Annotated in this window: 20 protein-coding genes, 3 tRNA genes and 3 pseudogenes; 16 read left to right on the top strand and 10 right to left on the bottom strand. The window is 33.8% G+C overall.

Features of this window, described 5'->3' with window-relative positions; all coding sequences use genetic code 11:
* Positions 1-303 precede the first annotated feature (303 nt).
* Positions 304-1,740: pseudogene (locus tag ATHE_RS14350) on the bottom strand (transposase).
* A 166-nt stretch (positions 1,741-1,906) separates the two neighbouring features.
* On the opposite strand from ATHE_RS14350, the gene ATHE_RS11075 reads away from it, so the two are divergent.
* On the top strand, positions 1,907-2,764 hold the full coding sequence (locus ATHE_RS11075) for a ThuA domain-containing protein (RefSeq protein WP_015908537.1): 858 nt from the start codon (positions 1,907-1,909) through the stop codon (positions 2,762-2,764).
* Positions 2,765-2,921: 157 nt separating this feature from the next.
* Here ATHE_RS11075 and ATHE_RS11070 read toward each other — a convergent pair.
* A pseudogene (locus ATHE_RS11070) lies at positions 2,922-4,215 on the bottom strand (IS110 family RNA-guided transposase).
* Positions 4,216-4,821: 606 nt separating this feature from the next.
* Between ATHE_RS11070 and ATHE_RS15485 the strand changes: the two are divergent.
* Both ATHE_RS15485 and ATHE_RS11065 read left to right on the top strand, forming a co-directional pair.
* A pseudogene (locus ATHE_RS15485) lies at positions 4,822-5,308 on the top strand (transposase); the annotation flags it as partial.
* Between the two features lie 9 nt (positions 5,309-5,317).
* Complete coding sequence (locus tag ATHE_RS11065; protein WP_041727199.1) at positions 5,318-5,515, top strand: hypothetical protein; 198 nt, start codon at positions 5,318-5,320, stop codon at positions 5,513-5,515.
* Between the two features lie 133 nt (positions 5,516-5,648).
* On the opposite strand, the gene rpmB is transcribed toward ATHE_RS11065, so the two are convergent.
* Both rpmB and ATHE_RS11055 read right to left on the bottom strand, forming a co-directional pair.
* Positions 5,649-5,837, bottom strand: coding sequence for a 50S ribosomal protein L28 (rpmB, locus tag ATHE_RS11060; RefSeq protein ID WP_013291240.1), 189 nt, complete (start codon positions 5,835-5,837; stop codon positions 5,649-5,651).
* 81 nt (positions 5,838-5,918) lie between these two features.
* Positions 5,919-6,986: a bis-aminopropyl spermidine synthase family protein gene (locus tag ATHE_RS11055; RefSeq protein WP_015908535.1), complete on the bottom strand. Its 1,068-nt coding sequence runs from the start codon at positions 6,984-6,986 to the stop codon at positions 5,919-5,921.
* Between the two features lie 117 nt (positions 6,987-7,103).
* On the opposite strand from ATHE_RS11055, the gene truD reads away from it, so the two are divergent.
* From truD to ATHE_RS11015, 9 genes are all read left to right on the top strand, one after another.
* Positions 7,104-8,291: a tRNA pseudouridine(13) synthase TruD gene (gene truD, locus ATHE_RS11050; RefSeq protein ID WP_015908534.1), complete on the top strand. Its 1,188-nt coding sequence runs from the start codon at positions 7,104-7,106 to the stop codon at positions 8,289-8,291.
* Between the two features lie 32 nt (positions 8,292-8,323).
* The gene (locus tag ATHE_RS11045; RefSeq protein WP_015908533.1) at positions 8,324-8,737 is read left to right on the top strand and encodes a GNAT family N-acetyltransferase; all 414 of its coding nucleotides are present in this window, start codon (positions 8,324-8,326) and stop codon (positions 8,735-8,737) included.
* 115 nt (positions 8,738-8,852) lie between these two features.
* A tRNA-His gene (locus ATHE_RS11040) sits at positions 8,853-8,929 on the top strand.
* A gap of 12 nt (positions 8,930-8,941) precedes the next feature.
* Positions 8,942-9,017: transfer RNA gene (locus tag ATHE_RS11035), tRNA-Gln, on the top strand.
* 500 nt (positions 9,018-9,517) lie between these two features.
* Positions 9,518-9,694, top strand: coding sequence for a hypothetical protein (locus ATHE_RS14800; RefSeq protein WP_179121865.1), 177 nt, complete (start codon positions 9,518-9,520; stop codon positions 9,692-9,694).
* 108 nt (positions 9,695-9,802) lie between these two features.
* Positions 9,803-10,240 carry a type VII toxin-antitoxin system MntA family adenylyltransferase antitoxin gene (mntA, locus tag ATHE_RS11030; RefSeq protein ID WP_015908532.1) on the top strand — a complete coding sequence of 146 codons (438 nt, stop codon included), beginning with the start codon at positions 9,803-9,805 and terminating at the stop codon, positions 10,238-10,240.
* A 31-nt stretch (positions 10,241-10,271) separates the two neighbouring features.
* On the top strand, positions 10,272-10,703 hold the full coding sequence (gene hepT / locus ATHE_RS11025) for a type VII toxin-antitoxin system HepT family RNase toxin (protein WP_015908531.1): 432 nt from the start codon (positions 10,272-10,274) through the stop codon (positions 10,701-10,703).
* Between the two features lie 119 nt (positions 10,704-10,822).
* Positions 10,823-10,898, top strand: a tRNA-Lys gene (locus ATHE_RS11020).
* A gap of 110 nt (positions 10,899-11,008) precedes the next feature.
* Positions 11,009-12,541 carry a YifB family Mg chelatase-like AAA ATPase gene (locus ATHE_RS11015; protein WP_015908530.1) on the top strand — a complete coding sequence of 511 codons (1,533 nt, stop codon included), beginning with the start codon at positions 11,009-11,011 and terminating at the stop codon, positions 12,539-12,541.
* On the opposite strand, the gene ATHE_RS11010 is transcribed toward ATHE_RS11015, so the two are convergent.
* Genes ATHE_RS11010 through ATHE_RS10995 form a run of 4 tightly spaced genes read right to left on the bottom strand, consistent with a single transcriptional unit; the run spans position 12,534 to position 15,430 of the window.
* The gene (locus ATHE_RS11010; RefSeq protein WP_015908529.1) at positions 12,534-13,349 is read right to left on the bottom strand and encodes a metal ABC transporter permease; all 816 of its coding nucleotides are present in this window, start codon (positions 13,347-13,349) and stop codon (positions 12,534-12,536) included. The genes ATHE_RS11015 and ATHE_RS11010 overlap by 8 nt on opposite strands.
* A gap of 22 nt (positions 13,350-13,371) precedes the next feature.
* The gene (locus ATHE_RS11005) at positions 13,372-14,121 is read right to left on the bottom strand and encodes a metal ABC transporter ATP-binding protein (RefSeq protein ID WP_015908528.1); all 750 of its coding nucleotides are present in this window, start codon (positions 14,119-14,121) and stop codon (positions 13,372-13,374) included.
* A gap of 23 nt (positions 14,122-14,144) precedes the next feature.
* Entirely contained in the window at positions 14,145-15,008 is an 864-nt protein-coding gene (locus ATHE_RS11000) for a metal ABC transporter substrate-binding protein (protein WP_015908527.1), read from the bottom strand.
* On the bottom strand, positions 15,008-15,430 hold the full coding sequence (locus ATHE_RS10995; RefSeq protein ID WP_015908526.1) for a Fur family transcriptional regulator: 423 nt from the start codon (positions 15,428-15,430) through the stop codon (positions 15,008-15,010). The genes ATHE_RS11000 and ATHE_RS10995 overlap by 1 nt, the downstream gene beginning before the upstream one ends.
* A gap of 106 nt (positions 15,431-15,536) precedes the next feature.
* On the opposite strand from ATHE_RS10995, the gene ATHE_RS10990 reads away from it, so the two are divergent.
* Together ATHE_RS10990 and ATHE_RS10985 are read left to right on the top strand one after the other, a co-directional pair.
* Positions 15,537-15,983, top strand: coding sequence for a hypothetical protein (locus tag ATHE_RS10990; RefSeq protein ID WP_041727196.1), 447 nt, complete (start codon positions 15,537-15,539; stop codon positions 15,981-15,983).
* A 79-nt stretch (positions 15,984-16,062) separates the two neighbouring features.
* Positions 16,063-16,647, top strand: a complete 585-nt coding sequence (locus tag ATHE_RS10985) for a VanZ family protein (protein ID WP_015908524.1) — start codon at positions 16,063-16,065, stop codon at positions 16,645-16,647.
* 148 nt (positions 16,648-16,795) lie between these two features.
* On the opposite strand, the gene ATHE_RS10980 is transcribed toward ATHE_RS10985, so the two are convergent.
* Complete coding sequence (locus ATHE_RS10980; RefSeq protein ID WP_015908523.1) at positions 16,796-17,113, bottom strand: ArsR/SmtB family transcription factor; 318 nt, start codon at positions 17,111-17,113, stop codon at positions 16,796-16,798.
* A 167-nt stretch (positions 17,114-17,280) separates the two neighbouring features.
* Between ATHE_RS10980 and ATHE_RS10975 the strand changes: the two genes are divergently transcribed.
* On the top strand, positions 17,281-18,678 hold the full coding sequence (locus ATHE_RS10975; RefSeq protein ID WP_015908522.1) for a radical SAM protein: 1,398 nt from the start codon (positions 17,281-17,283) through the stop codon (positions 18,676-18,678).
* A 31-nt stretch (positions 18,679-18,709) separates the two neighbouring features.
* Here the strand turns inward: ATHE_RS10975 and ATHE_RS10970 are convergent, their stop codons facing one another.
* Entirely contained in the window at positions 18,710-19,333 is a 624-nt protein-coding gene (locus ATHE_RS10970) for a glycerol-3-phosphate acyltransferase (protein WP_041727429.1), read from the bottom strand.
* 99 nt (positions 19,334-19,432) lie between these two features.
* Here ATHE_RS10970 and ATHE_RS10965 point away from each other — a divergent pair, with 99 nt between their 5' ends.
* Entirely contained in the window at positions 19,433-20,788 is a 1,356-nt protein-coding gene (locus tag ATHE_RS10965) for an RtcB family protein (protein WP_015908520.1), read from the top strand.
* Positions 20,789-20,815: the final 27 nt, after the last annotated feature.

Below are 20,815 nucleotides of genomic sequence, written 5' to 3'. Positions count from 1 at the left end.
AAAACATTAAACATTATAGATTCATATAAATTCGAAAAGTAGGCGTTTGCAAAATGGGTGGTGATTGAAGGTAAGAGATGCCAATACTAACATGAAATACAATCAAGATACAAAAAGAAAAGCAAAATGATAACCAAATATTATCAATACAAACAAAAATAATCAGTAAAAACATATGATAAAAATTAACAACTTTGAAAAAGACAATAGTATCCTAAGCCTTCTAAACTCTGAGCTTAGAAGGTTTCAGTAAAAACAAAACCATAAATTTTTTGTAAGAAATAGACTTAAAAAATAGTAGTTTTAAGCGATAAGTTTTTTGAGTTTGTTAAGCTTTTTGATAGTCAATAAAGAATCAATAGAGTTTGATATTGTGAGCGAGAATAAACAAGAGCGAAAAAGTAATGGCAGATAGCAAGAAATCAGAGAAAATAGAAATATGGTCATAAGGACAGAATAGTATCAGAGCCCATGTAGGATTTTAAGTGGAAAATAGTCTGCTCTACAGCGACACTTTTTTGTAGAGGTCTAAAAACTCTTGAGAATTTCTGCTCAGACCTGGGAAAGAGCGAAAATCGTCAGGATATATAAACTATTGCCCCCGATTTAGAGGTAGTACAAGGTTGAGGGCAAGAGCAGACACGTTTGCCATCTTTGTATTGCGACATAGGGCAAGTCCATTTAAGGCGCAAAGAGCGATTTTTACCCTGACATTTGCCTTTGGGTTTAAAAGGTTTATTGAACTTTTTGCAGATAGGGATACCATATCTTCAGATATAACGATATTAGGATCTGAAGTAGGTATAGTATTTTTAGAGGCTCTTGTATTTAGAGGAATAACTATTTTAGAGAAGTTGAAAGAATTTATTAAAGTGGAGTAGATGTTATGTGAATCCAAGGCGCTATCAGCGATGAAAGTAGAAAAATTTTTGGGAATATAAGAGAATAAAGTTTCGAGCGAAGGAATTAAAGCGGCAGAAGTCGGAGATAGCTTTTTCTTGATGTGGGTCAGAAAAAGTAGAATCAGAGTTAAACAGAGGAACTAATGCTAAAGGAATACCGAGAGCGCTTATGATGACAGCAAATTTCAAAGCCCAGCAGAAATGGTCATTTGTGAACATAAGGCGGATGTTAGGATTAGCGTTAGCACTTTTAGGCAAAGAAGAATAAACAGCAGAAGTAGATTTTATCAGAAGACAGCTCAGGATTAGCTTTTGATGTATTTTTCAGCAGTAGATGAATGAATTTTGGGTTATTTTCACGGACCTGTGGGACAATACCAGTTGTATCAAAGATTAAGATTGAAGAAGCTTGAGGGCATTGTTGGAGAGAAATATTGTGTGCGTGGATAGAGATATTTTGAAAGAGTTTGTGGATTTCACTGTTAAATAGTTTTCTGAAGCGAGAGAAAGTAGAAATAGAGGGGACATTGCCATTTAAGTTACAAAATAAACGGAGTTCATAAGAGTTAAGAAGAACAGCGCGAAGCGGTGTTAGGGTATTTAGTTTGAGTAATTTTTGGACAAGGAAGCACAGAAGCATAGATTCTAAGGAGAAGTATCTATGCTTGCCAAAGTGTTTATAGTAAGCATTTGTAGAAAGAAGAAGGTATATAATGTGACAAGTCGATAAATCTATTGAACAAGCCCAAGAGGGTATCAAGAGTTGTTAAGAAACCAAAGCCTTTAGGTGGGAAAATAAGTCTAAAAATGAAAGTTGTTTAGGTTTGGTGTTGAACATTTTGGAACCCTCCTCATAGTAGAAGATTTGTTTTATATAATCATATTTTACTACAATTATAAGGAAGGTGACCAGACTTTTTTGATTCTATGTAAAGCTTGATAACGCTCATCTTGAGCGTTTCTGCAAAAGGCTAATAAATTTGAAAAGTTTAAGGAGGTGCAGGATGCTAAGGTTTTTTTATACAATTTTTAAAGAGTATTTGATAAACATAGTATCGCAAGTAATAGTCACTATATTAATGTTTATATTTTTTAACAATAAAAATTTTAAAATTTGGTTTAGTAAAATAAAAAGAATACTTCTATATCAACTAAAGAAAAAAAAGTACGTATTAGTTTGGATTGATGACAGTAATAATATTGCTAAGAATATAATAACATCTTTAGAAACGAGTTGTCCAAATTATAATTATTATTTATTAAGGCATCCTAGAGAAATCCTCTGTTTTCCATTAAATCCTAAAGTATTACATATTGTAATTTTAATTGTAACTGATGTTACAAAATTATCAGAAAACGAAAATGAAAGAAATATTATACAAAACAAATTATGCGATTATGTAAAAAAAGGAGGATTTCTTTTAGGGACACATGACATAATTTATAGGCGAACCCGAAATAATGAATTAGAAGCGATATTTGGATGTACAATTACTAATTTTGAGAGATGCAAAGAAGCCGTAAGATATGAGATAAATCCTGAATATAGAAATCATCCATTGTTATCAAATTTGGAAGATACTTTTTATCTAGATGACGAAGAAATATGTTGGGGAGAATGGAATGAAGATGTTTTTGTGTTATGTAAAGGTAGAAACTCAAATTCTAAGGATGTACCGCTTTTTGTTTACAGGAATGTTGGGGAGGGGAAGGTTTTTTGGATAAATAGTGGAGACAAAAATGTAAATGTATGTAAGAGTATTTCAAAACCTCAGAAAGAGTTTGTAAAATTATTGACAAATATAATTAATTACGTTGGTGGAAACACAACTAATGTTAATATAAAGAGACCAGCTAATTAAAGTCAAGAGTTTTTTAAAAAATTTTTGATAACATTTTATGGTAAAAAATTCTTTTAAAAGGGTATAAGAAGGTAAGCCATCCATTAGAAGTTGACATAACATATGGAGGCTAGACACATATTATGGTTAACCAATGTTTCATTAATAAAACAATTATTTATACGCAATAAACAGCAGTCTTATTAAAGCATCTTTGAATATGTTCTTCAGGAGTTCTAAGTTCAAAAGGCTTTTTATCACGCATAACAGCAAAGATAATGCATATGAGCTTTCTCATAACAGCGAAAAATAGCAACTTTTTTGGGCTTTTGTTGGCACTTTTTCTGATAGTATTCGAATAGTACAGGATTACAAGGCTTAGAATCTCTTTTGGTTCTGATATTGGCAAGAGCAATTGTAAATAAGATTCTTCGCAAGATTTTAGAGCCACGTTTAGACATTTTGTTTGATGTAGAGACAAATTGCCCGGATTGATTTACGGAAGGATCAATGCCAAAGAAGGCAACAAGTTTATTAGGTTTTGAAAATTTTTCGAAGTCACCTATTTCAGCAAGGATAGTTGCAGCAGTGAGAAAACCTATGCCGGGGATAGATTGAAGAAGGTTAATATTTTCGGATATTGAAGGTTGAGTCTGTGAAGACTGCTGAACAAGCTGATTTATGGCTTCAAAAATTTTGTCGATGTTTTGTTGCAAAGTCAAGACCATGTTAATGTAGACTTTAAGCATAGTAACATTTGCCAAGTTGGAGATAGAAAAAGGCTTAAATTCTTTAGCTTTCGCGATGAGTAGATCATATTTTTCTTTAGCCCATTGGTAGCTTTTTTTAGAAGTTTGCTGAATGATGGAAATAAGTTTTTCACTGTCAGCGCTTAGGATATCGTTTGGAGTAGGGTAGTTTTCAAGTATAGCCAAAGATGTTTTAGAGCAAATGTCAGGGAAGACCTCTTTGAAGTTGAGCATAATTTGGTCGACGACAGAAGTAAGTCTGTATTTGTAAGAGGTCAACTCATCGCTGAGGTTGTAGTACTGACGGCATAGGTTTTTCAAGCAATCGAGGGTTTCAGATGAAGGTTGTGCTATAGCAGAGTTAGTAAGCCTGAAGGTTAAGGCAATCCACAGGGCATCATTTTTATCATTTTTTACTTTTACTTTCTCCCGCATTTTTGATAGAATTAGATTGTAGGGGTTTATAATAGAAACATCCCACCCCCGACAAGTAAAGAAGCGGGAGAGGATTTTGTGGTAATGCCCTGTGGCTTCCATGACGATGATAGGGCGAGCCGCGAAATCCTCTTCAACTTTTTTAAGGATTTCAATAGCCCTCTCAAAGTCAGCGGGATTATTGTGATGGATAGTCAAGCGTGCAAGTATTTCATTTGCAGGAGAGATAACCACCATTTCGCTGAAATATTTGGAGACATCAATCCCGGCAATAGGTTTTAAGTTCATAGCATAAGACCTCCTCGTAAGTAGTTTTAAAATCGAATTAGGGCTTGAGTTTTCCATTCCGAGCCAAGGTAAGTATACAACCTTGGGCAGTAGAACGAGGAACCAGCTTAAACTAAGATTTAAGCTGGCCTCAACCAGCTAAATAGTTTAGACTTACCTGGAATGGAATAATAGTCTCGTTTGCGGGTAAGCGGGATTTAAAAATCCGCACCCAGGGGGGTAAGGACATTAAATTCCATGCCCAGAAAGAAAGAATTATTCAAAGATAGCAAGGCTGGCAAGAGGCCAGCGTTAAAGATAGTGTTTTAAAAAGTGGCTAAAGATTAGAAGCCACAAGCAGCGAGAAGTGATTTTGCGCTGCTTTCCTCTCAAAGAGGAAGTATTGGAAATGTTATTTTAATAATGATACTCAAAATCTTATGTTAACCGAAACTTTGGTTGTTATTTTATTGGAATTTTTTTGATGTGTCTTACGAAAATAATTATACAAGCTGGGTATGGTAGAATAAAGCAATAATAACAATATCAAGAACAAAATTATTTGTTTCGATAGCGAAATTTAAAGAAATCGCGAGATATTTTGAGAAAATCAAAGGTATCTTGAGAGAGAAGGTATATCAATGTGCAGATATTTGTAATGGTTGTGAACATGGAAAAAATGCCATAAAGGTAAATGATATAAGAAGAGATTTGCTTTAGGACCGAGATTAGAGAATTGAAAGAAGAGGTAAGAGAAATATTATTGAGTAAAGGAGACAATTAGATTTAAGAAAAAGAAGTAGAAGTTGAGACATTATTTGGGATAATAAAGAACAATAAAGGATTTAGGAGGTTCCTACTCAGGGGTATGGAATATGTAAAGCTTAAAGTATAGCTTGGTTTGTATTGCCTATAACATAGAAAAATTAGTGAAGATAATAATAGAGGGCTAGGGGTAAAATGAACTGCCGCCCAATCCTCTTTTTGTGTGCCATATAGTACAATATTGGTATTTAATAACATTAAATACCCAATTATGGTTATTGAAAATTATTGTTTTGGGACAGCCACTTTTTTGTCACTCATATGTTTTCTAATGAATATAATAGAATAAAACCAGCTGTTGAAAGAATATATTTATGGTATGAGCAAGCATTTTTCGCACAAAAACAAAAAAAGGTTGGGTCTTGCACTGCTTCTCATTGGTATAGGGATTCTGATATCGCTACTGATGCCTCCATGGCTTTTAGCCTTTATAATCGCAGTCTTGTTAATAGGTGCAGGAATATATCTATTTTTGAAAGATGGGAGATGGAAGTAAAATGAGAATCATGGTGTTTAAAATGCCAAGGTTTTTGAGCAAGTTAATAAAAAAGCTGTTTAAAATAAGTGATGATAAATAAAGAAAAAAGTTCAAGATAAACTTTGATTGCTTATCTTGAACTTTTCTATTTTTAAGCACGGACAACCTTGCCAGCCTTTATACAACTTGTGCACACATATATTCTCTTTCTCTGACCATTCTGCAGAAGAACTTTTATTTTCTTTACATTTGGCTTCCATGTTCTTCTTGATTTCTTGTTTGAGTGGCTTACTTTATTTCCAAAAGCAACTTTTTTACCGCAAACTTCGCACATTGCCATCTCTGATTTCCCTCCCTTTTTCCAACAGAAGCTTAAAAACCACAAGATATTTTAACATAAAAAAGAGAAAAAGAGCAAGGATTAATTTTCCTTATAAAGTATAGCTTCGTTGTCTATATAAAGTTCACAATTAATAAATTCATTTTTAATGTCTACATCCTTTACAAGCTCAATCCTGTACATACTTGATGTGTACCAGTTGAGCTTTGGTTGAACATTTACAAAAGTAAGGCTACTCTCAAGCGATGGCAAGAGATAGTTCCAGTTTACATAATGATTGAAATTCTCAATGATGTCTGTAATAACCGCATTGAACTTGTTCAAAAGAAGTTTTTGAAATTCATGCCATTTTGAAAGTGAAGCTTCGATGTTTGTAAGACCAAAGTAGCCTGCACAGCCTGCACCTTTTAAGCTTGAAATTGTCCTTGTAAAGCAAAGGTCCAAAGCTTCAATTGTCTCAGGTGGATCTATTGTAAATGTGTCAAAGCTTTTTACAAAATCATCAGGAAGTTTGTTTCTAAAGTCATATTCAATAGCTTTGAGGTTTAAATTGTGTTCTTTTGCAGCCTGATTTATAAACTCAACAAGACGCTTATCTATCTCTAAAACTATGACCTCTTTTGGAAGTTTTGTTAGTGCTGCTGCGATTGACACAAGGTCATCGTCACCAAATACTATTAGCCTTTTTCCTACTAAATCGCCCTTCTTAATCATAAGAGCAATTCTTGAGAAAGCTGTCTCTTCTGTTACATAACCTTGGTCATATTCAACTATTGCATCAGGTCTTGTCTTGACAATCTCTTTAAACTTTTCATAAGCATCCTTGATTTCAGAAAAGACTATTCCTCTTCCTTCACAGTAGGAACAAGTGTAATTTTTTACAACGGGAATATTGTTAGCGCTTATAAATTCTTTTCCTTTTTCTGTTAATATCAAGTTACCCGATTCATCCGTCTTAACAAAATCTATTGAAATAAGATAGTTGATTGTTTCTCTTACCACAGCAAATGGTTTTTGTGAAAGGAAAATAACTTCCCAAAAATGGTTTGTGGAGTTCAGCGCCGACAATATTTTTTCTATATCTCTTTGGTTTACTTCAACCTTTGTCTTGTTCTGTACAAAATCAACAGCACCTTTTAATACATCCACTTCTACCACCTCCTCATAATATTTATTGTTACCCGATTTTTTCAGTAAAATAGTTTGTTGACAACAATATATAATGATATCATAATAAAATAAGGTGTCAATAAGAGTTTTGAAAAATTGTGGATTTTAAAGGGTGATAGTAGTTTGAAGATTAAGGTTTTACCAGAGGATTTTGTTGTGAGAGAAAAACTTAAGATTGAAATAAAACCGTCGGGCAAATACAAAATTTATCTTTTAACAAAAAGGCACTGGAACACTGTTGATGCTCTCAGGTTCATTTCAAAAGAAAACAAGATTCCACTTGAGAAGATTGGCTGTGCTGGGAGAAAAGATAGACACGCACTCACTTTTCAGTATATTTCTGTGCCAAGAGAATATACCATAAATTTTAACAAAGAAAATGTAAAGGCTCAGTTCATAGGGTATTCAGATGATTTTGTATCTCCTTTAATTCTCGAAGGAAATTTTTTTGAAATAACAATAAGAAAATTAAAAAATAAGGATGAAAAAATTTTACAAAGACTGAACGAAGTACAGCAGTTTGGTTTTCCCAACTACTTTGATGACCAGCGGTTTGGAAGCATCCAAAATGAAGATGAGTTCATAGGCGAAAAGATTGTTAAAAAACATTACAACGGTGCTCTCAAACTTTATTTTACAACCATTCATCCTGAAGATAAAAAAGAAGAAAAGGAGAGGAAGAAAAAAATTTCTGAGCTTTGGGGAGATTTCGAAAAGATACTGCCTCTTTGTAAAACGAAGGTAGAAAAGAATATTATAAAAACTCTCCTTAAAGGCAAGAGCAGACACTATTTAATTAGAGCGCTCAATCTTATTTCCAAAGAAGAGATGTCTATTTTTCTTTCTGCTTATCAGAGCTATATATGGAACAGGACATTGATTGCAGTTTTGCCCTATTATGTTGATTTGTTAAAACCTGTAAAGGGGAAAATTATGGACTATTTAATTTACCCTATACTTTCAACAAAGTCTTTAAATAACTTAAAAAACCTTCAGATTCCAACCGTCTCATCAAAAATACCATATGTGAGTGATATTGTAAATAACGCTATTTTAGAGATTTTAAATGAAAGAGGAGTAAAGCCTTCTGATTTTGATACCAAAAAGATCAGGAGCTGGTATTTTAAATCGTTTTTAAGACCTGCCATAGTCTTTCCAGAAAAGCTTGAAGTGTTCGACTTTGAAGAAGATGACTTTTATGAAGGGTATTATAAGCTTAGGATAAAATTCTATCTTCCTGCAGGTTCTTTTGCGACCATGCTTATGAAAAGTTTAACTGTTTAAAATTTGAAAAGTTATTTGTGAGGTGATTATAAATGATAATTCGCGAAATGAATCCAAATGATTGGTCAAAAGTCATATCTTTGTGGCAAAACACAGAAGGTATTGGCATTGGTAGAAGTGATACAAAAGAAGGTTTAGAAAAATTCCTCAATAGGAATAAAGGAATGAGCTTTGTGTGTGAAATTGACGGTAAAATAATAGCTACCATTATGTGTGGACATGATGGCCGGCGAGGCTTTATATATCATTTGACGGTTGCTGAAAATTTTAGATTACAAGGCATAGGGAAACGTTTGGTTGAGAAAGCTTTAGAAGAACTTAAAAACCAAGGAATACATAAATGTCATATTTTTGTAATGAAAAATAATGAAAAAGGGAAAAATTTTTGGTCAAAAATGGGTTTTCAGAAGAGGGATGATATAGAGGTATTTTCAATAGATATTTAACAAGAAAGAAGAGAGAGGTGTAAAAATGCACATTTCCATATAATTTCGAACATATAATCGCTATTGACTAACTGGACTGTTGCCTTTATAATATGATTTGCTTGTTAAAGAGGTGGTGGATATAGCTCAGTTGGTTAGAGCGCCAGGTTGTGGCCCTGGAGGTCATGGGTTCGAGTCCCATTATCCACCCCATTTAAATTATGTTGGGGTGTCGCCAAGCGGTAAGGCACAGGACTTTGACTCCTGCATTCCGGTGGTTCGAATCCACCCACCCCAGCCATTTTTGTTTTTAGAGAAGTATCATGGGTTACAACGCATTGTTAAAAATGTAAATTGGTAATTAAATCATCAAGTCCAGCAATGTTTTAAAGGAGCAGAACTTACAAAATGATATCAAAGCCACCGAACGCAAATGAGTGCGTGAGGTGGTTTTACTATGTCCAATAAGTTATCTTTCAATGTGCAGAGAAAACATATGAGAATTTAGGTTATTTGAGAGTTTAGAAGAAGTTTAAAATCCAAAAATTTAGGTTGTTTAAAAAACTTTCTTTGTGTCAATTCATTAATTGCATTTCACATATTTTTCCTTAGATTTATGGCTGTTATAGTAGTAAATAATTAGAATGCAAGAAATATACAAAAATAATCTACTTTCCCTAAGAAATATTGAAAAGAGAATTTTGTTGAGAAAAAAGATTCTCTTTTATTGCGCAGTTTAGGAATTTTTGATAAAATAATTCAAAGATACTTTGAATCACTATAGGAGAGAGTTGATAAAAAGTGAAACTCAAAAAAGGAGCACTCTCTTATCTACTGGGAGTTCTTATTATCTCATTTTTACTTATGTTTGTAATTGTGTTTGTATTTCAGCATTCTAACAGTCTTGGAACAGATTTTTTGTTGTCTTTGTTGGTTGCACATTATATCTGCAAGAGTATATTTTCGTTCGAAGATTAGTTGGTAAGTTATTGTATTACAATTTTTCTAAACTAAACTTAGAGGTAAGATGAGGGTAAAATAAAGTTTAAGTAGGATTAAAATTTAGTAATAGAAGGTGCTTAGAAAGTGATAAGAAGAAATAAAATTGATATTGATCATGCTAAAAAAGCTATTGAAGATTTGGAGGAATTTTTCAGCAGGTTTGGGAACAAGGTTGTTGCTGCTTATCTTTTTGGTTCATTTGCAATGGGCACATATACTCCACTTTCTGATATAGACATAGCAATTTTATTTGACAAGGAACTTTCCAAAACAATAGTGGAAGAACTTGAAAATGAGATTCTTGATGGGCTTATGAAAATATTTAAAACTGATGAAATTGATCTTGTTGTTCTCAATAGCGCACCTTTGTCTGTTAGATACGGAGTATTAAAAACTGGTAAGATAGTTTACTGTAGCAATACAGAAAAAACGGTTGACTTTCAAACAGAGGTCATTTCAAAGTATCTTGATATAAAGCCTTACAGGGAAGAATTTTATAGGGAATTTTTAAAATCTTTGTAAAGATTTATTGAAAGGAGTTTGTTTTTAGGATATGGACGAAAAAATATTATTTCATTTAAAGCTCTTGAAAAAATATACAGAGTTGTTGAAAGACATATCAAAAGTTGATTTTGAAGAATATATGGCAAATGAAATCTTAAAAGGTGCAGTGCAAAGGTATTTGCAAATTGTAATTGAAACATGTATCAACATTGGTAATCGAATAATTTCAATAGAACAAACAAAAGGAAAAAACATAAAAGCACCTGAAACGTATGCAGATATATTTTTAACATTGGCTCAATTAGATATTATTAATGACGAATTTAGCAGAAGGCTTTCTCAAATAGCAAGGTTTAGAAACAAACTGGTCCATCTTTATTGGGAAATTGATGATAGTTTGGTTTATAGGTTTATAAAAGAAAATATGCAAGATTTTGAAGAATATATTTGTTGTATAAAAAAGTATCTCCAAAATAATTGATATTTATTGTAAACTTTACAGCATAATCATTTTAAGTTAATTGTTCGTATATTGCGAACAAAAGTTTGGTATTGTAGAGTTAGCAGACATCAGCTATAATAACAATGCACCTTAAATATGGGCCATTAGCTCAGTAGGCAGAGCACCAGCCTTTTAAGCTGGGTGTCCCGCGTTCGAGTCGCGGATGGCTCACCATTTTCAAAAACATAAGCCCTTGAAAAAGGGCTTTTTTGTTTATTATTGAAAAAGAAATTAAGCTGTGATAAAGTTTTAATAAAAAAGGGAAAGGAAAAGCTATATAAAAAATGCTTGCAAAAGTTTTGACATCTTCTTACCTTGGCATAAAAGGTTATATTGTTACAGTTGAAACAGACATGTCAAATGGCCTTCCAAGTTTTGATATAGTCGGCCTTCCTGATGTGACTATTAAAGAGGCAAAAGAAAGAATAAGAGTAGCAATAAAGAACAGTGGCTTCGACTTTCCAAACAGAAAAATAATTGTAAACCTTGCACCTGCAAACACTAAAAAAGAGGGGTCATCTTTTGACCTGCCTGTAGCTATTTCTGTGCTAAAGTCGTCAGAACAGATAAACCCTAAAATTAGCCCTTATGAAATTGCTATAATTGGAGAGCTATCTCTTGATGGAAGTGTCAAAAGGGTAGATGGGGCTTTACTTATGACAATCTCAGCTTTGGAAAATGGTATCAAAAAGATTATTGTTCCTTATGAGAACAGGGCAGAATGTAGCATTGTGAAAGGAATTGATGTTTTCCCTGTAAAAACTTTAAAAGAAGCTGCTGAGATTTTAGATAATCCTCAAAATACTACACCTTATAAGGTTGAAATAGATGAGATGAATCTTCTTGATACATTTACATATGACGTTGATTTTTCAGAGGTAAAAGGTCAAGAATATGTCAAAAGAGCAGTTGAGGTAGCAGTGGCAGGAATGCACAACCTACTTTTGATTGGTCCACCAGGAAACGGCAAAACCATGATTGCTCAGCGCATACCCACAATCCTGCCTCCAATGACCTTTGAAGAGAGCTTAGAAGTGACAAAGATTTACAGCTGTGCAGGACTTTTGAAAGATGGTCAGGCGCTTATCACTGCAAGACCTTTTAGAAGTCCTCATCACACCTCTTCTTCGATTGCAATAATTGGTGGCGGTAGAGTTCCAAAACCTGGCGAGGTTTCTCTTGCACACAATGGAGTTTTGTTTTTGGATGAGTTTCCCGAATTTGATAAAAAGACAATAGAGGTTCTTCGTCAGCCCCTTGAAGATGGATATGTAACAATTTCGAGGGTCAACGCATCAATTGAATATCCTGCAAGGTTTATGCTTGTATGTAGCATGAACCCTTGCAAATGTGGTTATTTTTTGTCAGATGAAAGGGAGTGTACATGCACACCTGCTCAAATTAAGCAGTATCTGGGCAGGATTTCTGGTCCTATTTTGGACAGGATTGATGTTCAGGTTGAAGTAAAGCTTGTCAAGCTTGAAAACTTCAATTCCTCAATTTGCAAAGATTCAGCAGCTATGAGAAAAGAGGTAGAAAGAGCAAGACAAATTCAGCTTGAAAGGTTCAAAGGGCTTGGCATATTTTATAATTCTCAGATGAAAGGGTCGCTTGTGAATAAATTCTGTAAACTTTCGAAAAAAGAAAAGCAGCTGCTTGAAAGAGCATTTACTACTTTGGGGCTATCACTTAGAGGATATACCAAAATTTTGAAGGTTGCAAGAACAATTGCTGATTTGGAAGGAAGCGAAGAGATAAAGGCAGAGCACCTGCAAGAGGCAATCTCTTACAGGCTGTTGGAAAGAAGGCTTATTTGAAAGTTTTAACAAGCCTTCTTTTTCTTGCGATGTTAGTAATTTCAACTATAAAGAAAATTAATACAAATATCAAAACTGTTGATCCACCGGGAGGAATGTCAAAGTAATAAGAAGAAGTCAAACCACTTATTATAGCAATTAAAGATACTAAAAGTGAAACTACTTGAAGCATTCTAAAATTTTTTGAAAATCTTATCGCAATTGCTGTTGGGAAAACAATCAAGCTTGAGATTAAAAGACCGCCCACAATCTTGACCGAAACAGCAATTATTGTTGCTGAAATTATACCCAGCAAAAAATCAAGTAGTTTTGTGTTTATTCCTGAGACCATTGCGCTAACTTCATCAAATGTAGCAAGAATAAGTCTTTTTCTGAACATTGCTATAAAAGTGACTGTTACAAGGCATACTGCAAAGATAATCCATACATCTTCATTCCCAATTGTTACTATGCTTCCAAAAAGAAAGCTCATTAAATTGCTACTGCTTTTTAAAATTCCAAACAGAACTGAGGCAAGGCCAAGGGCGGTTATTGAAGTAAGAGCAAGGGATATTTCCTCAAACCTTTTAAATCTTGATTTGAAATACTCCATAGCCAAAGCAAATACAACTGTTGAGATAATTGCTCCAATGGTTGGACTAAAATTAAATAACAATGCTGCTGCAACACCAACAATTGCTGTATGTGAAAGAGAGTCTCCTATCTGTGAAAGTCTCTTTAAAACAAGAAAGTTTCCTGCAAGTGAAGTCATAATGCTAACCAGCACACCTGCTAAAAAAGCCCTTTGCATAAATTCATATTGAAGCATAATATCACATCCTGTTATTTTGTTATTTTTTAATATAAGAGTGCCTGTGCTCAATTTTCTTTATCTTATATTTGTACACACTTTCAAACTTTGAGGGGGAAAACTCTTTTGCTCTGCAAGCAGTGTAAATCATACCATCACCCATACAAATTATAGTATCAGCATGTTGAGTTACAGCATACACATCGTGTGTTACCATCAATATTGTGGTTCCTTCTTTCTTTTTCTCTCCAAGAATTTCAAAAAGAAGCTGCTCAGAGAGACTGTCTATCCCGACAGTTGGCTCATCTAAAAGAAGTATTTGTGGGTCGGATATGAGCGCGCGGGCTAAAAATACTCTTTGCTGCTGTCCGCCAGAAAGCTCACCAATGAGCCTGTTTTTGAGCTGCTTTATTTGAAGCTTTTCTAAAATGCTTTCGGCTTTTTCTAAGTCCTGTTTTGAAAATCTCTGGAGCAATCCCTTTTTTGGCACAAGTCCCAAAAGTACAGTTTCAAAAACGCTCAAAGGAAAGCTCTGGTTAAAATTTGTGACCTTTTGAGGAACAAAGGATATTTTCTGCCTATCCTGCAGCGTAAGATGCTGTTTGCCAAATATTAGTATTTTCCCACTTGTAGGGGTGTAAATCCCTGAGATTATATTCAAAAGTGTTGACTTACCAGAACCGTTTGGTCCGACTATGGCAGCAAACTCACCTTTTTGAACTTTGAGGTTTATGTCTTTTAGGATTCTTTTCTGATCAATATAAAAGTTTACATCTATAAGTTCAATCATTCTGGTTTTCTCTCCCACAACATTTATTTTAAAACCATCTCAAATGCTTTTATGTTCTTTTCCATAAGGCTGAGTATTGTCTCATTTTTTGCTTGAAATGAGTTTACAATTCCCATTCCATAGATGTTTACAATTTTGATACCAGTGTCTTTTGCGATTGTCTTTACAGCAGGCAAATTTTCATTTGGGTCAACAAGAATGTACTTTATGTTCTTTTCCTTTATAAGCTGAACAATCTCTTTCATTTTTTGAGCCGAGGGCTCTTCTTCTTCATTCACACCTGTAATTGAATACTGCTTGAGGCTGTAGTCTCTTGCTAAATATCCAAAAGAGGGATGGGCAATTAGAAATTCTTTTCTTTTTGAGTTTTTCACAACAGAAGAAAATTCCTTATTAAGTTTATCAAGACTTGCAATTAGCTTTGAAGCATTTTCTTGGTAATAACTTTTGTTTTTTGGATCTAAGCTTGTCAAGAAATTTTCAATGTTTCTTGCTATTTTCTTTAAAAGCCTCGGTGATGTCCATATGTGCGGGTCATTATCTACAAATCCTATACCTTCAGATGCTCTAAAGATTTTGACCTTTGTTCCCTCAAGAGGTTTTTTAACCCATTCGTCAACAAGCCCGAGATATATCACCGCCTTTGCTGATGTGATTTTGGCAATGTCACGTGAAGATGGTTCAAATGAGTGAATTTCCGCACCGTCCTTTACAAGCTTTTCAACTGTCAGTTTCTGCCCTGCTATAAGTTTTGTAATAGAATACAAAGGATAGATAGTAGTGTAGACTGTGCCTTTGGTGGTAGTTAAAGATTCATTTTTGCAGCTACTTAAGAAAACCATGAAGCTAATAAGAAGGGGTATAGTTAGCAGCTTTATCTTCTTCATTATTCTTTCCTCCCACAACATTTATCGCATATCCCATACACTTCCAAATTGTGATCCAGAATTTTGAAGTTCCTTTTATTTAGTTCCTCTTCAATTAGATTTATCTTACAGTCTACAATTTCGGCTTTTGCATTGCACTTTATACATACAAAATAGTGATGATGGCTACTTTTCTTTATCTCAAAAAAATGTTTTCTATTTATAGTAGATTTCACTGCAATTCCATTTTGAACAAAAAGTTCAAGATTTCTATATACAGTTGCGAGGTTAATTTTGAAATTTTTGTTTTTTAGCATATTGAGTATTTCATCAGCTGATAAACATTGATTTGAACTATTTAAAACCTTGTATATTTCAATCCTTTGCCAGGTAGCTTTGATATTGCGTAAATTTAAAATAGACTTAATGTCCTGGTTTATCATTCCTTCCACCTACTTGCAAATAGTTTGCAACTAAATATATTATACATAATATTTTAAGAAAAACAAGAGTTGACTAAGAGAAAGAAAGCAAAGTTTAAAAATATATTTGACAAATGAAGAACAAAAGCTTATAATAGTAATATCGCAAATATATCCAATAAGAGGTGATATGGTGCAAAAGAGGTATTTATCAGTTATAATAATTTTGATTGTATGTTGTGTATGTTTACTACCTTCATTTGCAAATACAAGTAGCTGGAGTTTTACAATGGATTATCGATACGTAAATGGAGCTGAAAATGGTATATATCATAAAATGGATGCTGGGGAAATGAGCATAAGTGGGAAAATATGGATTTATTCTAAAGATAGCTGGTTTGGTGAAACTCCAAATAGAATTAAGTATGAAGTTTGGAAATCAAGTTTTGGACTTGATGAAAATGTTGAAAGGGAGATGTTATACCACAATTACCTGAAGGAACAAAAGTCGAATTTTCCAAATCTTTTGGAGAACAAAAGTCAGGACAATATTATCTTGTATTTTACAAAATAGAAAATGATGGATACAATATAAAAGGTAGTGGAATTTTGAAGACAGAATAAACTATTGTTGGTGAAAGTGGTGGTACAGGATGTTAGACTTTGATATTTCTATATGGCTATTAGGAATACTCTTGTTGATAATGTACTGTGTTTATTTGAGAAAAAAAAGAAATGAGGAGTTCATCTCTGTTTTTTTCAATGCTTTGTTCTTTATATATATCTTACAGGTATTAAGATTTACTATATTCCCAATTCCTATCTTTTCACCAACCATTAGAGAAATATCTTCAAAAATAGATATTCTCTCAACAATAAATATAAAACCATTTGCTAATATTACTTTAAATAGACAATTTTATTATAACATTTTGCTTACAATTCCTTTTGGTTTTTTATTGCCACTATTAAGAAATAAATCAATAAAAAAGGTATTATTGAAAGGTATAACTTTTTCAATAAGTGTTGAATTACTTCAACTGCTTATTTCTTTTTTGATAAAATTCCCGTACAGAACATGTGATATAAATGATATTGTCTTAAATACCTTTGGTGTTTTTATGGGCTTTATTTTATGGAAACTGTTTACCGTTATTTTAAAAGCAATTACAAAAAAATCGAATTTGAAAAATGACAAGTTTATTAACTATATTTTGGGGCAAAAAATATTTAGATAAAAGTAGCTGACTAAAAATATTTTGAGTGCTTATTATTAATTATATTCAAACAAATATTATAAAGAAGGGACTACCCAACATCTTATTGGACAGTCCCTTTTTCTTTTTAATTTTAAAACTCGATTTTCAAATAATAATAAATAAAAAACTAAGTTGCAGAATAAAGTAACTTTAAATCATTCGCAAACATATCTACCTTTGCAAGGTCTTGAATGAGAGCTTTTAAAAATGGGTATTTTTCAAACACATCCTCTTTTATTGAATAGATTCTTTTTTGCGCATGGTTTCTGGCTTCTATAAGCCCAACATTTTTAAGATAAGCAAGGTGGCGAGACACTTTTGGCTGACTTTCCTGAATCAACTGAACAAGACTGCTTACATTTTGTTCGCGGTGGGCCAATATATTTAAAATTCTGAGCCTTGTTGTGTCTGAAAGAGCATACAGTATTTCATTCAGCCTTGTCATTTTTTGCTCCCCTTCGTTTAAGTTGTAGTTATGACAAGTATCATTATATCACGTTTTTGAAAAAAAATAAACATATTTATATACACATATGCATATATAACTATTGACACATTAGAAACAAGAGAGTTATAATTAAAGTCGAGCAAGAAAAAAGGGGTGATAAGTATATGGAACTTCCAAAGAAGATAATAGGTGAAGCTGTATTAAAGCAGGTAATAAGATATCTTGCGAACAATCCTGAAGAAAACATAGGCAAGATTTTAGACCTTACAGAAAAGATAGTAAGACGTGATAGAGACAAATGGTATATACAGAATGCTAAAAAGTATCTGCTTGACCCAAACAGCTCTTGGCATCACTATGCAATGAGGATTATTAAGGAGACAAATCCAAGAGTTCGAGAGAGGATTCTTATCAATTTCTTCCTGAATGCTGGTTTTATTGGTGTTCCAAAACAACTTGAACTCATTAAGAAATATGACATAAATATTCCATATGCAATTTTGATTGACCCGACAGCTGCTTGTAACCTGCACTGCAAAGGATGCTGGGCAGGAGAGTACCACAAAGCTGCAAAACTTGACTATGAAATACTTGACAGGGTTGTAAAAGAGGCTCAGGAGCTTGGAATTTACTTTATAATCTTCTCAGGTGGAGAGCCACTTCTGAGAAAAGATGATATCTTAAAGCTTTGTGAAAAGTACGAAGACACAGTATTCCTGTCATTTACAAATGCTACTTTGATTGACGATGATTTCATCGACAAGGTTGCAAAAGTGGGCAACTTGGCATTTGCAATTAGCATAGACGGATTTGAAAAGTCAACAGATGAAAGACGTGGCCAAGGTGTATTCAAGAAGGTTGTAACTGCAATGGAAAAGCTCAAAGAAGCAGGCGTTGTGTTTGGATTTTCAACCACGTATCACAGGTATAACGTTGAAGAGGTATCCTCTGATGAATATATAGACTTCTTGATAGAAAAAGGAGCAAAGTTTGGCTGGTACTTCACATATGTTCCTGTTGGCAAGGATGCGGATATATCATACATGGCAACACCAGAGCAAAGAGCTTACATGTATAGAAGAATAGAAGAAATAAGATGGTCAAAACCGATATTTGTGCTTGATTTCTGGAACGATGGTGAGCCTGCTGGTGGGTGTATTGCAGGCGGTAGAAGATATCTTCATATCAACGCAAACGGTGATGTTGAACCTTGCGCATTTATCCATTTTTCAAACGTCAATATAAAAGAATGTTCGCTTTTGGATGCTTTAAAATCTCCACTGTTTATGGCATACAGAAAGAATATTCCATTTAATGAGAACCATCTGCGACCATGTCCTATGATAGACAATCCACTCAAGCTCAAACAGATTGTTGAAGAATCTGGTGCGCACCCAACACAAATTGGTGGTGAGACAGAGACAGCTGAAGAACTTGCAAACAAACTTATTGAATATTCAGAGGCTTGGGGCAGGGTTGCAGATAAGCTTTGGGAGCAGAGAAAACAAGGTGTTCCTCAGAATAAGGTTGATTTGTCTGTTATTGAAGAGATTAAAAGATGAAATTGGTGAAAGAAATTTTAGTTAAAGCAAGCTATTTCCCCAGAAAGGAATGGCTTGCTTTTTTTATCGTATTTTTTATTGCCTTTATGATATCAATAGGAATAGACCGAGTCCTCAATTGACGATATGTTAAGAAGAGGCAAAGCATACTTAGAAATATTATGTCATTTGCATTGGTATTAAAAAGCACTGCAAAAAGTATTACAGACCATATTCCCAGGACTGTTCCTATGTTGTCTTTTCTGAACACCAAAAGTCCAAAAAAAGTGCCCAGACAGAAGAATATCACAGGCAAAACTCCATACAAAAATAGCAGGATTCCCATCGTGCTCGCGATTGATTTTCCCCCTTTTAGTTTAAGAAAAATTGAGTAAGCATGCCCTAACACCACCATGAAAGCACATACGTACACCGGTAATTTTTGGGGATAAAAGATTGTATTTGCGATGTATATGGTAAAGTAACCTTTTGAGATATCCAATATCAAAGATGGGATACCTGCTTTTATTCCTGCCACTCTGAATGCATTTGTGGCACCAGGATTATTATCATAAAAATGGGTAATGTCTTTATTAAAAAATTTCTTTGTGATAATATACGAAAAAGGAATACTTCCTATCAAAAAAGCAAAGAAGTAAAAAACAAACTCTTTCATTTTCAAAAATTGGTTTTCCCACAATAGTATTTAATAATATTTTAATGTATTTTGAGTTATCTATAAAGATTAAAAACCAAAACCGGTGGTGAAGTTTTTATGAAAAAGATAAGAGACGGTGTTTATACAAACGATTATGCCATATTCTTCATGACAGAAGAAATTTTAAAGGACCTTGACGAAGGGGTGCTCCAGCAGGCAAAAAACGCATCCCAAATTCCAAATGTAGAATTTTTGGGCTATACACCAGATGCACACATAGGCAAAGGTACTTCAATTGGCACAATAATCGTTTGGGACATGTCAAAGGCGTGGATTTCACCAACAATTGTTGGTGTTGACATAGGTTGTGGTATGAGACTGATTCTGACAGACAAGTTTGCAGATGATATAGATAAAGCACTTTTGAAGAAAATAATGGATGAGGTAGAAGATTTGATTCCAACAGGTGTTGGTAAGAAAAACAAAAAGATAGCTCTTTCCAAGACAAAGTATGAAGAGTATCTTCAAAATACAGAGATTGATAAGGACATTTCAGACAAGATGGTTCTCATTCATGAGTTTGACCTTGACACAATACCGGATGAGGCTCATGAGATTGGTAAAGAGCAATTTGCAACCTTGGGTGGAGGCAACCACTTTATAGAGTTTCAAAAACTTCATGTCATAGATAAAATTATTGCAGAAAAATGGGGACTTTTCGATGGGCAGTTTGTTGTGATGATACATTCTGGTTCGAGAAGGTTTGGAGCGGTCATTGGCGATTATTATCAAAAGAAATTTAAAGACGTTATGAAATCCAAGGGTATCACTACGCCAGACCCGCAGCTTACCTTTTTGCCAATTGACAACAAGGTTGCAAAAGATTATATTAAAGCTATGCAGTCAGCAGCTATTTATGCAAAAATAAATAGACATTATATGAGCAACTTTATAATATCAGTCTTAGAAAAACACTCAATTGACGCTTGGGTTTTATATGACGTTGCACATAACATTGCATACATGGAAAGATTTGCAAACAGAGAAAAGCTTGTTATAAGAAAAGGGGCAACAAGAGCATTACCGCCAAACCACTATTTGATTCCGAATCCTAAATTTGCTGAGACAGGACATCCTGTGATTTTACCTGGCAGTATGGGTTCAAGTTCATATCTTATGAGGGGAATTGAGGACAATATAATAAGTTATCATACAGTCAACCATGGAGCAGGCAGGGTTTTATCACGAACAAAGGCAAAAAAGACAATTTCCATTGAAGAATTTTCAAAAGCTTTAAAACAGGGGCAAAGCGGAGAGATTCTTATAAACACTAAAAACCTAAAAGATTTTTTAGATGAAAGTCCACAGAGTTATAAAGACATTGAACTTGTGATAAATTCAGTAATTACATCCAGGCTTGCTACTCCTGTTGCCAAAATGGAGCCGCTTGGGGTCATAAAAGGAAAAGATTAATAATATTACATGGTGTAGGATGAGGTA

This window comes from Caldicellulosiruptor bescii DSM 6725 (genome assembly GCF_000022325.1).
In the GTDB taxonomy this organism is placed as follows: Bacteria; Bacillota; Thermoanaerobacteria; order Caldicellulosiruptorales; family Caldicellulosiruptoraceae; genus Caldicellulosiruptor; species Caldicellulosiruptor bescii.
Note: the sequence above shows the minus strand (reverse complement) of the source record. Positions and strands in the feature narration are given on the sequence as shown.